We start from the raw sequence: 13,563 nt of genomic DNA, 5'->3' as shown, positions 1-13,563 counted from the left end.
GTTACTCGCCTGCGGTGCCCGATGCATCGGCGGCGCTACGTTTGCGCTTGGCACCGCTGCGACGACGCTTTTTCGGCCCTTCGCCAGCACCATCGCCTTTGCTGCCCAGCTCACGGATCATCTCGCGGCGTTCGCTGTCATTGGCATCCTGGTAGTCGGTCCACCATTCGCCCAGGCCGTCGGTCTGTTCGCCGGCGCTTTCGCGCAATAGCAAGAAATCGTAGCCGGCGCGGAAGCGCGGGTTGTCCAGCAACAGATCGGCGCGTTTGCCGCTGCGGCGTGGCAGGCGTTCCTGCATGTCCCAGATCTCGCGGATCGGCAGGGTGAAACGTTTCGGAATCGCAATGCGCTGGCACTGCTCAGCGATCAACTCGTGAGCGGCTTCCTGCATGGCCGGAATCGGCGGCATGCCCCGTTCCTGCAAGCGCAGCACACGTTTTGGCAGGGCTGGCCACAACAGCGCAGCAAACAGGAAGGCCGGTGTCACCGGCTTGTTCTGCTTGATGCGCAGGTCGGTATTGATCAGCGCTTCGCTGATCAGCGTGTGGGTGTAGGTCGGGTTGTATTCAAGCGCCTCGGCACTGGCCGGGAACAGCGGATCGAACAACTGCAGGTCGACGAGCATTTCGAAGGTATCGGCCGCGTAACCCGAGAGGAACAGCTTGAGCACTTCTTCGAACAGGCGCGCCGAGGGGATTTCCCGCAGCATCGGCGCCAGGTCGCGAATGGGGGCGGCGGTGTGTTTCTCGATCCCGAAGTTCAGCTTGGCGGCGAACCGCACGGCCCGCAGCATGCGTACCGGGTCTTCTTGGTAGCGCTGGGTCGGGTCGCCGATCAGGCGGATCAGGTTGTTGCGAATATCGTGCACGCCGTTGGCGTAATCGAGGATGCGCTCGCTGACCGGGTCGTAATACAAGGCGTTGATGGTGAAGTCGCGGCGCTGCGCATCTTCTTCCAGGGTGCCGTACACGTTGTCACGCAGGATACGCCCGCTTTCGTTGCGGGAAGACTGGTTGGTGTCTTCCTCTTCATCGTTTTGCGGATGCCCGGCGCGGAATGTGGCGACTTCGATGATTTCTCGGCCAAAGTGGATATGCACCAATTTGAACCGGCGACCGATGATCCGCGCATTGCGAAACTCGGCGCGCACTTGTTCGGGCGTGGCGCTGGTGGCGACGTCGAAGTCCTTGGGCGTGATGTTGAGCAGCATGTCGCGTACGCAACCACCCACCAGATAGGCCTGGTAGCCGGCGTTCTGCAACCGTTCGACGATATTCACCGCATAACGGCTGAACTGAGCGCGTTGCAGCGAATGCTGGCTGCTATTGAGCACTTCAGGCGTGCTGCGTTTGTGTTGCGTACGACGCAAGGGAGAACGGAATGACTGGAACAGCTTCTTCAGCATGGGATGCACTGTTTGAAGGAATGTTCGGCCAAAACGAAGAATGACCGCATGATGGGCCGAGATTCTAGCATTTAGTCAGGGGATGGTGTAGGAACAAGCTACAGGCATTGCGCCATAAGCTTTGGAAGGTCAAATCGCGGAAACTACAAGGGGAGCCGAAGCTCCCCCAGAAGTAGTTGCGTGCTCTATTTTTATTATTGATTTCGGGCTTCTTGTTTTTGTTGATCGCCCTCGCCATGAAGCTTCACCTTCATGACACTCCCAATCGGGAGTCAAGAGCAAACGGATTGCTTTGGTCGCTGTGTTGCTGATCTACGATCCAACCAGTTCAGGCTCTGCCTTAGGGCAGTTTTTGTTGTTCTCGGCCTGGTTGCGGGGCAAGCCCCAAATGCAACGCCTCTCCAAAAGAATCAGTTAGCTGCGCCTCCGCCGTGTTGTTTTTGTTATGCGTGAGTCGATTCGTCTTATTTTTATTGTCTTGTACAAAGCTTGTTATTGTTTTTGTACTAAGCATATAGCAGGGGGCGTGCCAACTTTTGTGCCGTCCAGCAAAACCGGGGGGTTGAAGAGGTTTCGGTTTTTTGACAGGCCAAAAAAAGCCGGGGCTTCGTTACCGTAAGCCCCGGCTTTTGTTACGCGGATTGTCCGCGGTAACAGTTTTTTCACATTTGCCGGTGTTACCGGTGGGCGCGCGCTCAGCTCTCGCTGGCCACACCGGTCTTACGCCGAGGAATGCCCAAGCGCTGACGGCGTTCCCACAGGCACTTGCGGCTCACGCCTAATTTGCGCGCCAGCTCGGTCTCGGTCATGTGGTCCTGATGCTCCAGGACGAAATGCTGGAAGTAATCTTCCAGCGACAGATCTTCCGTCGGCTCATGGCTGGTGTTACTGGCCGCGCCCTGTTGCGGCGCCAAGCCGATGAACTCGTCGTCTTCCAGGTCGCTGAGTTCGATGTCGATGCCCAGCAGCTCAGCGGAAATTTCCGGGCTTTCCGACAGAATCACCGCGCGCTCCACGGCGTTCTCCAGCTCGCGCACGTTACCCGGCCATGAGTAATGCCGAATAGCCTGTTCGGCGTCCGGGGCAAACTTCAGGTCGGTACGGTTGATGCGCGCGCTTTGACGCTGCAGGAAGGCATTGGCGATCTCGTTGACGTCGGCGCCACGCTCGCGCAACGCTGGCAGTTTGAGAGCGATCACATGCAAGCGGTAGTACAAGTCTTCGCGGAACTGACCGATCTTGGCCAGGCTCTTGAGATCGCGGTGGGTCGCCGCGATCAGGCGCACATCCACCTTTTGCGATTGCACCGAGCCTACACGGCGAATCTCGCCTTCCTGCAGTACTCGCAGCAGCCGCGCCTGTGCTTCCAGCGGCAGCTCGCCGATTTCGTCGAGGAACAGCGTGCCGCCGTCCGCCGCTTCCACCAGGCCCGCACGTCCAGCGCTGGCGCCGGTAAAGGCGCCTTTCTCGTGGCCGAACAGCTCGGATTCAATCAGCGATTCTGGGATCGCCGCGCAGTTCACCGAAATCATCGGAGCCTTGGCGCGCTTGGAGAGGTTGTGCAGGGCGCGGGCCACCAGTTCCTTACCGGTCCCGGATTCACCCTGGATCAGTACATTGGAGTCGGTGGGGGCGACTTTGCGGATCTTGCCGTAAAGGTCCTGCATCGGTGGGCAGGAGCCGATGATGCCGATCTCGCCGTTGCTGTTGTCGACGCCGGGCTTGTCTGAGCCGTTGGCGGCCTTGCCGGCGGGGCGCTGCTCGGCGGGGGCGCTGCTGGCCGACTGGCGGTCGCGCAGGATGCGGGCCACTGCCTGGAGCATTTCGTCATGGTCGAAAGGCTTGGCGATGTAGTCCACCGCGCCCATCTTCATGGAGTCCACTGCCGAGCGCAGGCTGGCGTAGCTGGTCATGATCAGCACCGGGGTGCCCTGGCCGAGTTTGATCAACTCAGTGCCGGGCGCCCCGGGCAGGCGCAGGTCGCTGACGATCAAGTCGAACGTGGGAATGCTGAAGCGCTCCTGGGCTTCCTGCACCGAGCCGGCTTCGCTGACTTGATACTGATTGCGTTCAAGCAGGCGACGCAAGGCAGAGCGGATAATGGTTTCGTCTTCGACGATCAAAATGTGCGGCATTGATTCAATTCTCTCGACGGTCTCAGTTCACAGCGGACGTCGCTTCGACATGACGCGGCAAGGTCACCCGAATACGGGTGCCGCGTTGGCTTTCGGTGTCAGCCGGGCTGTCGATGGTGATTTGTCCATAATGCTCTTCAACGATGGAATAGACCAGTGCAAGGCCCAGACCGGTGCCTTCACCCGGATCCTTGGTAGTGAAGAAGGGTTCGAACAATCGGTCCATGATGTTCTGTGGAATGCCGCTGCCTTCATCCTCCACGATCAGGTCGATCGTGTGCTCGAAAGCCTCGCTCTTGACGCGTACCGCACTGTGGGGGGGCGAGGCGTCGCGAGCGTTGGACAACAGGTTGATCAGGACTTGGGCCAGGCGTTGCGAGTCGCCGTCGACCCAATGATCGGGATCGCACAGGTTGAAAAACTGTACTTCGAAATTGCGTCGGTTCAAGGCCAGCAGCCCGATGGCATCCTGCGCGACCTCAGCCAAGCACACCGCCTCGTCCTGATTCTGATGAGCGCCGGAATGGGCAAAGCTCATCAACGACTGCACGATGCGCGATACGCGCTTGGTCTGTTCAAGGATCTGCCCGCTGATTTCAGTGATTTCACCGTCTTCTTCCCGTTCTTCGCGCAGGTTCTGCGCCAGGCAGGCAATGCCGGTGATCGGGTTGCCGATCTCGTGGGCCACACCCGCAGCCAGGCGACCAATGCTGGCCAGGCGCTCGGAATGCACCAGTTTGTCTTCGAGCATCTGGGTTTCGGTCAAATCTTCCACGAGTAACACCAAACCGCTGTTGCCGGGGGCCAGGGGCTCGTCGATGGCGGCTTTGTGCAGGTTGAGCCAGCGGGTCTGGCCATCGAGGGCCAGGTGCTGTTTGTGCAAGTGCTCATCAGGCAGGTTGATAAAACCTTGCAGCAACTCTTTCCACGGTTCGCCCAGAGTCGTGAGGCGCGAGCCCACTACGCGCTGCGCGGCGATACCGGTCAGCTCTTCCATGGCCTTGTTCCACATCAGAATCTCTTGATCCTTGGCCAGGGAGCACACGCCCATGGGCAACTCCTGCAGGGTCTGGCGGTGGTAACGGCGTAACGCATCGAGTTCGGCGGCCAGGCCGGTGAGGCGCGAGTGGTAGTCCTCCAGGCGACTCTCGATAAAGTGAATGTCTTCGGTCACGTAGTTTTCGCCGCCGGCCTTGTAGGGCAGAAAGGTTTCGACCATGTCTTGGGAAACGCTGGGGCCCATCAGGCCGGACAGGTTGGCTTCGATGCGGTCGCGCAGGCGGCGCAGCGCATACGGGCGGCGCTCGTCAAAGGGCAAATAAAGATCGCGCAGCGCTTGCTCGACTTCCTTTTGTGCGGCCTTGGCGCCCAGGGGTTTGGCCAGTTGCGTGGCGAACTCTTGGGGCGAGGCTGCGTGCAGTTCACGGCGTTGCGGGCGGCGCACGTTGTCCACTGCGCAGGCTTCGGCGGCGCTGGTTTCCTCGGGGCTGGCGTTGGTGAACAGCGAGATCAGGGTGAACATCAAAACGTTGGCGGCCAGGGAGGCAATCGCGGCCATGTGCCAACTGGTGTCGTCCAATACGTAAATCATATTCAGCAACGGGATGTAGAAACCCTGGAGGTTGCCGACCAGTGGCAGCAGCATGGTCACGACCCACACCAGAATCCCCGCGAGCAGCCCCGCGATAAAACCACGACGATTGGCGGTCGGCCAGTACAGCACCGACAGCACCCCCGGCAAGAACTGCAAGGTGGCCACAAACGCCACGATGCCCAGGTTGGCCAGGTCTTGCCCAGCGCCGAGCATCAGGTAGAAGCCGTAGCCGGCCATGATGATGGCGACGATCAGCGCACGGCGTGTCCATTTCAGCCAGCGGTAGATATTGCCTTCCGCCGGCGGCTGGTACAGCGGCAGCACCAAATGGTTGAGCGCCATGCCCGACAGCGCCAGGGTGGTGACGATAATCAGGCCACTGGCCGCCGACAGACCGCCGACATAGGCCAGCAATGCCAGGGCCGGGCTATTGGCGGCCATGCCAATGCCGAGGGTGAAGTATTCCGGGTTGGTGGTAGCGCCCAGCTTCAGGCCGGCCCAGAGGATCAGCGGCACGGCGAGGCTCATCAACAGCAGGAACAGCGGCAGGCCCCAGCTTGCACTCACCAGCGCGCGGGGGTTGAGGTTCTCGGTGAACGTCATGTGATACATGTGCGGCATCACGATTGCCGACGCGAAGAACACCAGCAGCAATGTGCGCCACGGGCCTTCCTGCAAGGGGGTGTGCAGGGCGGCGAGGGCGGTCTGGTTCTGCAGCAGCCAAAGCTCCAACTGTTGTGGGCCATCGAACACACCATAGAGCGCATAGAGACCGACGCCGCCAATGGCGATCAGCTTGATTACCGATTCGAAGGCTATCGCGAATACCAGCCCCTGGTGCTTTTCTCGGGTGGCGATGTGGCGTGAACCGAAGAAAATCGTGAACAGCGTGATCAGCGCGCAAAACGCCAGGGCCACGCGATGCTGCACCGGCTCATGGGTAAGGATGCTGATGGAGTCGGCCACCGCTTGGATCTGCAAGGCCAGCAAGGGCAACACGCCAATCAGCATGAACACGGTGGTCAGCGCACCGGCCCAGGTGCTGCGGAAGCGAAACGCAAACAGGTCGGCCAGGGACGACAGCTGGTAAGTCCGGGTGATTTTCAATATGGGGTACAGCAGCACCGGCGCCAGTAGGAATGCTCCGGATACGCCGAGGTAGCTGGACAGAAACCCGTAGCCATACTGATAAGCCAGGCCCACCGTGCCATAGAACGCCCAGGCGCTGGCGTAGACCCCCAGGGACAAGGTGTAGGTCAATGGATGGCGAATGATCGCCCGCGGGATCATCCCGCGCTCACTGATCCAGGCGACGCCGAACAGCGCGGCCAGGTAGGCGGCGCTGATCAGCAGCATCTGAGTGAGGCTAAAGCTCATCGGCATCTTTTTGGCTCTGCAGGATGAAGGTCACGACGATCAGGATCAGCCACAGCAGATACGGGCGATACCAGGCGCCGGTGGCGTCGATCCACCAATCCATGATGGCGGGGGAAAACAGGTAGATCCCGACGACCAACAGCAGGACCAATCGATAGATGTACATGTTGGCCTCTGAGTTAAAAACTGCCGCGATGGTAACGGATGGCTGGCAAGCTGCAAGCGCCTTCAGCTCAACTGCGCTTCTGCCAACGTAAGCGCGCGCGGGATGCGGTTGGCATCCCAATGCCGGACGCCCCAATCGAGCAGCTCGCGCGCGCTGGCGTAGAGCAGTTCGCTGCCCGGTTGTTGGCCAAGGGCACGCAAGGCTCTTAACAGCAAAGGCGTGGCTTGGTCGGGTGTCAACGGCGGTGAGCGATAGGACTTGCCCAATTTGTGGCCGTCCGGCTGAACGATCAACGGTACATGCAAATAGCGCGGTTGGCGCAAGCCCAGCAGTTCTTGCAGGTACAGCTGGCGTGGCGTGGAGTCCAAAAGGTCGGCGCCGCGCACGATGTCGGTCACGCCCTGCCAGGCATCGTCCAACACCACGGCCAACTGGTAGGCGTAGAGGCCGTCGCGCCGACGGATAACAAAATCGCCGACCTGACGGCCCAAGTGCTGTCGGAAATGGCCCTGTACTCGGTCGGTAAAGTGGTATTCCAGTTCCGGAACACGCAAACGGATGGCTGCGTCGTGCGGGTCATGACCGGCGTTACGACAAAGGCCCGGGTAGATGCCGTTGTAAGGCTCCAGCTGTTTGCGTGAGCAGGTGCAGGCGTAGGCCAGGCCGTGGTTGAACAGGTCGTTCAATACTTTGGCGTAGGCATCATGCCGTTCGCTTTGTCGGACGAGTTCACCGTCCCACTCGAATCCATAGCTCTCCAAGGCATGAAGAATCGCCGCCTGGGCGCCGGGCTCTTCGCGGGGGGGATCCAGGTCTTCCATGCGCATCAGCCAGAGGCCTTGATTGGCGCGGGCGTCGAGGTAGGAGGCGAGGGCGGCGACCAGGGAGCCGAAATGCAAATGGCCGCTGGGCGTGGGGGCGAAACGCCCGATATAGGTAGAGGCTGTCATGGGCCGGATACTACTGGAAAATCGGCAAACGCCAGAAACAAAAATGGAGCGTTCGCACGCCCCATTCGGTCAGCCCGGCAGGATTATTTGCCGACCTGTTTTTCCTTGATTTCGGCCAAGGTCTTGCAGTCTACGCACAGGTCCGCGGTTGGGCGGGCTTCCAGGCGACGGATGCCGATCTCGACGCCGCAGGATTCGCACCAGCCGTATTCTTCGTCTTCGATCAGTTGCAGCGTCTTGTCGATTTTCTTGATCAGCTTGCGTTCGCGATCACGAGCGCGCAGTTCGAGGGCGAACTCTTCTTCCTGGCTGGCACGGTCGGCCGGGTCCGGGAAGTTGGCGGCTTCGTCCTTCATATGGTCAACCGTGCGGTCGACTTCCTGCATCAAGTCCTGCTTCCACTTTTGCAGGATCTTGGTGAAGTGCTGGCGCATGGGCTTGCCCATGTACTCCTCACCCTTCGTTTCGACGTAAGGTGTGAAGCCGCTGAGGCTCTGCTGCTGTTGCTTTGCTTGGGTGGACATGAATAGACCGCCTCTCACTCTTCTAATCCATTGCGCAGGATTGCAACGTCACCGACACCTGCCGGCCCTGCGGCTGCAAGCGGGCGAACTTACCAGATAGATTCAGGGTGCGCCACTCCCGGTTGTCGAAGCCCTTCGCTCAGGGGTTGCAAACTGCAGCAGCCCGCTGTGGCTGGGTATGGATCGCCTCGAATGTTGATTTTAGTCGTTTTGCTGGCGCGTGCCGGGTTCATCACGAACGACCGAGCAGGCAATAGAGCATGTTTTACCGCGAGGGTTCGGTAGAATCCTGATTTTGTCCTCACCGTTAAGGAAGGCTAATGGCCCAGCCCTACAGTGCGCGCAGTCGCGCCATCGAACCTTTTCATGTCATGGCGTTACTGGCGCGCGCCAATGAGCTGCAAGCGGCCGGCCATGATGTGATCCACCTGGAAATCGGCGAGCCGGATTTCACCACGGCCGAGCCGATCATCCAGGCCGGCCAGGCCGCGCTGGCCAATGGCAAAACCCGCTACACCGCCGCCCGTGGCCTGCCGGAGCTGCGCGAAGCCATCAGTGGGTTTTATCAGCAACGCTACGGCTTGAATGTCGATCCGGAACGCATTCTGATCACGCCCGGCGGTTCCGGTGCGTTGCTGCTGGCCAGCAGCTTGCTGGTTGATCCGGGCAAGCACTGGCTGCTGGCAGACCCCGGTTACCCATGTAACCGGCATTTTCTGCGCTTGGTCGAGGGCGCCGCGCAACTGGTGCCGGTAGGGCCGGACATGCGCTATCAACTGACGGCCGACTTGGTGGACAAGCATTGGAACCAGGACAGTGTGGGCGCCCTGGTGGCATCGCCGGCGAATCCGACCGGCACGATTCTCACCCGTGACGAACTGGCCGGGCTGTCGAGTGCAATCAAAGCGCGCGATGGCCATCTGGTGGTGGATGAGATTTATCACGGCCTCACCTACGGCACCGACGCCGCCAGTGTGCTGGAAGTCGATGATGACGCCTTCGTCTTGAATAGTTTTTCGAAGTATTTCGGGATGACCGGCTGGCGCCTGGGCTGGCTGGTGGCGCCGCCCGCAGCGGTGGGTGAGCTGGAGAAGCTGGCACAAAACCTCTACATCAGCGCGCCGAGCATGGCTCAGCATGCCGCGCTGGCGTGTTTTACCCCGCAAACATTGAGCATTCTGGAAGAACGCCGCGCCGAGTTCGGTCGCCGCCGCGATTTCCTGTTGCCGGCGCTACGGGAGCTGGGCTTTGGCATCGAGGTCGAGCCGGAAGGAGCCTTCTATCTATACGCCGATATTCGTGCGTTTGGCGGCGATGCCTACGCATTTTGTCGTCATTTCCTGGAAACCGAGCACGTTGCGTTCACGCCCGGTCTGGATTTTGGCCGCTATCAGGCCGGCCACCATGTGCGCTTTGCCTATACGCAGAACATCGAGCGCCTGCAGCAGGCGGTGGAGCGCATCGCCCGTGGTTTGCGGAGTTGGCAAGGCTGATGCGTTTTTATCCTCCCCTCGAAGAAGGCCGCTTGATTCGCCGTTACAAGCGTTTTCTCACCGATATCGAAACCATTACCGGCGAGTTACTCACGATTCACTGCCCGAACACCGGTTCCATGCTCAATTGCATGGTCGAAGGCGGGCAGGTCTGGTTCAGCCGCTCCAATGACCCCAAGCGCAAGTTGCCCGGCACCTGGGAAATCGCCGAAACACCCCAAGGTCGCCTGGCCTGCGTGAACACGGCGCGCGCCAACCAGTTGGTTGAGGAAGCATTGCGCGCTGGGGTGATCGCCGAGTTGGATGGCTTTACCGCGTTGAAGCGCGAAGTCCCCTATGGCCAGGAGAAAAGCCGTATCGACTTCCGTTTGGACTATCCCCATGGCGCGGCCTACGTTGAAGTTAAAAGTGTCACCTTAGGTTTCGATGATTCCAGAGTGGCGGCCTTCCCCGATGCGGTAACCCAGCGCGGAGCTAAGCATCTGCGGGAGTTGGCCTATCTGGCGCGGGATGGCGTGCGGGCGGTGCAGTTGTACTGCGTCAATCTTTCGGGGATCGATGCGGTGCGCCCGGCCGTGGAAATCGATGCGGCCTATGGCGCGGCGCTGCGCGAGGCCAAGGCGGCGGGGGTGGAGGTGCTGGCCTATGGCGTGCGTGTCACGGCCGAAGAGATTTGCGTGGATCGCCGCCTGGACGTGCTGCTCGACTAGAGGTCCACCCACAGGCCCTGTGCGTCTTCGCGGCCGGGCAGGGCGACCAGACTTTTACCGGCACAGGGTCCGGCGATGCACTCGCCGGTTTCAATCAGGAACAAGGCGCCGTGGGTCGCGCACTGGATCAGGCTGGCGCTGTCGTCGAGGAATTGGCCGGGTTGCCACTCCAGTGCAACACCGCGGTGGGGGCAACGGTTGATATAGAAGTAGGCAATGCCATCGCGGCGCACAGCCAATAACTTGCACCCGTCGATATCAAAGCCGAGGCTGGTATTGGGTGCCAGTGCGGCGGAGGAGCAGAGAAACTTCATTTCAATCCTTAAGTACCTTGACGTTCAAATGCAAACAATTATCAAATGCGGGCTTCGCTCGTCGGCTGACGGGGCGCTACGTTCGATGCCTGGCAGGGCCAATCTGTCTCCTCGAAAAGCGTTCTGAGACCCAGCCCCTGGAAGGAAACCCTGTTATGCGCCTGAGTACCAGCGCTATTGCGCTTGTTGTTGGTTTGCTCATCAATCACGGGGCAATGGCCTCTGAACTACCACAACGCTGGGTGAGTGCCGGTGGCGCGCTGTCGGAGTGGGTCGTGGCCTTGGGGGGCGAGCCAAAACTGGTGGGTGTGGATACCACCAGCCAGCATCCCGCGACACTTAAAACGTTGCCTAGTATTGGCTACCAGCGTCAATTGTCGGCCGAGGGCATTCTCAGCCTGCGTCCGCAGGTACTGGCGGGCACCGAAGAAATGGGGCCGCCGCCGGTGCTGGCGCAGATCCGCAGTGCGGGTGTGCAAGTGGAGATGTTTTCCGCACAGCCAGATTTACAGGCGCTGAAAAGCAACCTTGAGCACCTGGGGATATTACTCGGTAAGGCGGCTGAGGCTCGCGCACTGTTCGGCGATTATGAGCAGGCACTACAACGGCAGAAAAACCGCCTCGTGAAGATCCAGGCGACTCGGCAGGCGCCGGGTGTGTTGCTGCTGGTGGGCAATGCCGGTGGTAAGCCGCTCGTTGCTGGCCAGGACACGGCAGCGGACTGGATGCTGCGCCAGGCGGGTGGCCACAACCTAGCTACGCACACGGGCTATAAACCCTTTTCGGCAGAGTCGCTGGCGGGGCTGAGTCCGCAGGTGCTGGTGTTTGCGGATCGCGCATTGACAGGGGAGGCGGCGCGTGCGGCGCTGTTCAAGGAAAACCCGATTTTGGCGTCGACGCCAGCGGCCAAACAGGGCCGGGTGCTTGAAGTGGACCCCACTCTGCTGGTTGGCGGATTGGGGCCGCGTCTGCCGCAAAATCTGGAAGTATTATCGGCCGGGTTCTATCCGACTTCGTCTGAAGCTACACCATGACCACACTGGTAAAACCACGAACGTTGTTTATCGGCTTGACGCTCTTATGCGGGTTGGCCGCCTGGCTGTCATTGGCTTTAGGGCCCGTCAGCCTGCCGCTGTGGGATACGCTTCGTGCGGCTTTGCGCTTGATGGGCCTACCCATCGATGCCTACGGCCTGGAGCAGGCAGAGCTGATCCTGGGGCAGATCCGGCTGCCGCGCACCTTGCTGGGCCTGGCGGTCGGCGGCGTGTTGGCGTTGTCGGGGGTGGCGATGCAGGGGCTGTTTCGTAACCCGTTGGCGGACCCGGGATTGGTGGGGGTGTCCAGCGGCGCGGCCTTGGGGGCGGCGGTGGCGATTGTCGGCTCTGCGTTCCTGGGCGGTTTGCCGGATGTGTTCGGGCCCTATGTGCTGTCGTTGTGCGCGTTTGCCGGTGGGCTGGGGGTGACTGCGTTGGTTTATCGCCTGGGGCGGCGTGATGGTCAGACCCATGTGGCCACGATGCTGCTCGCGGGCATTGCGCTAACGGCTCTCTCCGGTTCGGCAGTCGGTTTGTTTACCTATCTGGCAGATGACGCCACGTTGCGCACACTCACGTTCTGGAACCTGGGTAGCCTCAACGGTGCCAGCTATTCAAGGCTATGGCCGTTGTTGCTGGTAACTGCGGGGGTTGCGCTGTGGTTGCCGCGGCGGGCGAAGGCTTTGAATGCGTTGCTGCTTGGCGAGTCTGAAGCGAGCCACCTGGGCGTTGATGTCGAAGGGCTTAAACGTGAACTGGTGTTTTGCACCGCCCTGGGTGTAGGGGCGGCGGTGGCTGCGGCGGGGATGATCGGATTTGTCGGTTTGGTGGTGCCGCACTTGGTGCGATTGCTTGCTGGGCCTGATCATCGCGTGCTATTGCCTGCGTCGGTGTTGGCGGGCGCGAGTTTGTTGCTGTGTGCCGACCTGGTCGCACGGCTTGCCCTGGCGCCTGCTGAATTACCGATCGGCATTGTGACGGCATTTATCGGCGCGCCGTTTTTTCTGTACTTGCTATTACGAGGACGCGCCTGATGTTGCGAGTGGAAGGGGTGCAGGTCCGTCGTGACCGCAAAGTCGTATTGGCGGACATAACCCTCGATCTGCTGCCGGGCGAAGTGCTCGGCGTGCTGGGGCCCAATGGCGCCGGCAAAAGCACACTGTTGAGTACCTTGAGCGGTGAGTTGCGAGAGGATCAGGGCAATGTCTGGCTGGATCAGCAGGCTTTGAGCGCATGGAGCGGGGCACAGCGTGCTCAGCGCCTGGCAGTGTTGCCGCAAACTTCCACCCTGGATTTTGCTTTCCGTGTCGAAGAGGTGGTGGGTATGGGGCGCCTGCCCCATCAGACCGGCAAGACCCGTGACGAGCAGATCATAGCTGCGGCGTTGCAGGCGGCGGATGTCGGGCACCTGAGCGGTCGCAATTATCTGGCCTTATCGGGCGGTGAGCGCCAGCGCGTGCACCTGGCACGGGTATTGGCGCAATTGTGGCCGGGTGAGGCGGGGCAGACATTGCTGCTGGATGAGCCCACATCGATGCTCGACCCCTTGCACCAACACACCATCCTGCAGGCAATACGTGCCTTTGCTGACCGCGGAGCGGCGGTGCTGGTGATCCTGCATGACCTGAACCTGGCGGCGCGTTACTGCGACAGGATGCTGCTCCTGGAGCAGGGACGTCCCTACGCCTTGGGCACGCCGACCCAGGTGCTGCAGCCTGAGATCGTCAAGGCAGTATTCGGCCTTGAAGTGTTGGTGCAGCCGCATCCGGAGCGTGGGCATCCATTGGTCATCGCGCGCTGAAATGGGATTTCTATCAGGCAAAAAAAGACCCGGCAAAAGCCGGGTCAAATAACCGTGATT

General features: G+C 60.6%; 11 protein-coding genes and 1 pseudogene. 5 read left to right on the top strand and 7 right to left on the bottom strand.

Annotated features, from left to right (window positions below; all coding sequences use genetic code 11):
- Position 1: 1 nt before the first annotated feature.
- From QRN41_RS15400 to dksA, 6 genes are all read right to left on the bottom strand, one after another.
- Positions 2–1,405, bottom strand: a complete 1,404-nt coding sequence (locus QRN41_RS15400) for a polynucleotide adenylyltransferase PcnB (RefSeq protein ID WP_034100683.1) — start codon at positions 1,403–1,405, stop codon at positions 2–4.
- A gap of 695 nt (positions 1,406–2,100) precedes the next feature.
- The gene (locus tag QRN41_RS15395) at positions 2,101–3,540 is read right to left on the bottom strand and encodes a sigma-54-dependent transcriptional regulator (protein ID WP_034139309.1); all 1,440 of its coding nucleotides are present in this window, start codon (positions 3,538–3,540) and stop codon (positions 2,101–2,103) included.
- A 22-nt stretch (positions 3,541–3,562) separates the two neighbouring features.
- Positions 3,563–6,517: a sensor histidine kinase gene (locus tag QRN41_RS15390; protein WP_162276695.1), complete on the bottom strand. Its 2,955-nt coding sequence runs from the start codon at positions 6,515–6,517 to the stop codon at positions 3,563–3,565.
- The gene (locus QRN41_RS15385; RefSeq protein ID WP_003176118.1) at positions 6,501–6,677 is read right to left on the bottom strand and encodes a hypothetical protein; all 177 of its coding nucleotides are present in this window, start codon (positions 6,675–6,677) and stop codon (positions 6,501–6,503) included. The genes QRN41_RS15390 and QRN41_RS15385 overlap by 17 nt, the downstream gene beginning before the upstream one ends.
- A 62-nt stretch (positions 6,678–6,739) precedes the next feature.
- A complete protein-coding gene (gene gluQRS / locus QRN41_RS15380) occupies positions 6,740–7,627 on the bottom strand; it encodes a tRNA glutamyl-Q(34) synthetase GluQRS (RefSeq protein WP_123479368.1) in 888 nt (295 codons plus the stop codon).
- Positions 7,628–7,710: 83 nt separating this feature from the next.
- A complete protein-coding gene (gene dksA, locus QRN41_RS15375; protein ID WP_034100675.1) occupies positions 7,711–8,151 on the bottom strand; it encodes an RNA polymerase-binding protein DksA in 441 nt (146 codons plus the stop codon).
- A gap of 320 nt (positions 8,152–8,471) precedes the next feature.
- On the opposite strand from dksA, the gene QRN41_RS15370 reads away from it, so the two are divergent.
- Both QRN41_RS15370 and sfsA read left to right on the top strand, forming a co-directional pair.
- Positions 8,472–9,644 carry a pyridoxal phosphate-dependent aminotransferase gene (locus QRN41_RS15370; RefSeq protein ID WP_285421790.1) on the top strand — a complete coding sequence of 391 codons (1,173 nt, stop codon included), beginning with the start codon at positions 8,472–8,474 and terminating at the stop codon, positions 9,642–9,644.
- On the top strand, positions 9,644–10,354 hold the full coding sequence (sfsA, locus tag QRN41_RS15365; protein ID WP_167417899.1) for a DNA/RNA nuclease SfsA: 711 nt from the start codon (positions 9,644–9,646) through the stop codon (positions 10,352–10,354). The genes QRN41_RS15370 and sfsA overlap by 1 nt, the downstream gene beginning before the upstream one ends.
- On the opposite strand, the gene QRN41_RS15360 is transcribed toward sfsA, so the two are convergent.
- Positions 10,351–10,668, bottom strand: a complete 318-nt coding sequence (locus tag QRN41_RS15360) for a Rieske (2Fe-2S) protein (protein WP_047882061.1) — start codon at positions 10,666–10,668, stop codon at positions 10,351–10,353. The two genes, sfsA and QRN41_RS15360, sit on opposite strands and share 4 nt — an antisense overlap.
- A gap of 155 nt (positions 10,669–10,823) precedes the next feature.
- On the opposite strand from QRN41_RS15360, the gene QRN41_RS15355 reads away from it, so the two are divergent.
- The 3 genes and pseudogenes from QRN41_RS15355 to QRN41_RS15345 all read left to right on the top strand — a co-directional run.
- Positions 10,824–11,702, top strand: a complete 879-nt coding sequence (locus QRN41_RS15355) for a heme/hemin ABC transporter substrate-binding protein (protein WP_285421789.1) — start codon at positions 10,824–10,826, stop codon at positions 11,700–11,702.
- Positions 11,699–12,736, top strand: coding sequence for a FecCD family ABC transporter permease (locus tag QRN41_RS15350; RefSeq protein ID WP_285421788.1), 1,038 nt, complete (start codon positions 11,699–11,701; stop codon positions 12,734–12,736). Before QRN41_RS15355 ends, QRN41_RS15350 begins: the two co-directional genes overlap by 4 nt.
- Positions 12,737–12,783: 47 nt before the next feature.
- A pseudogene (locus QRN41_RS15345) lies at positions 12,784–13,503 on the top strand (heme ABC transporter ATP-binding protein); the annotation flags it as partial.
- Positions 13,504–13,563 lie beyond the last annotated feature (60 nt).

Source organism: Pseudomonas sp. efr-133-TYG-23, from assembly GCF_030209215.1.
Taxonomy (GTDB): domain Bacteria; phylum Pseudomonadota; class Gammaproteobacteria; order Pseudomonadales; family Pseudomonadaceae; genus Aquipseudomonas; species Aquipseudomonas rhodesiae.
The sequence above is the reverse complement of the archived record's forward strand: the minus strand, read 5'-3'. Positions and strand labels throughout refer to the sequence as shown.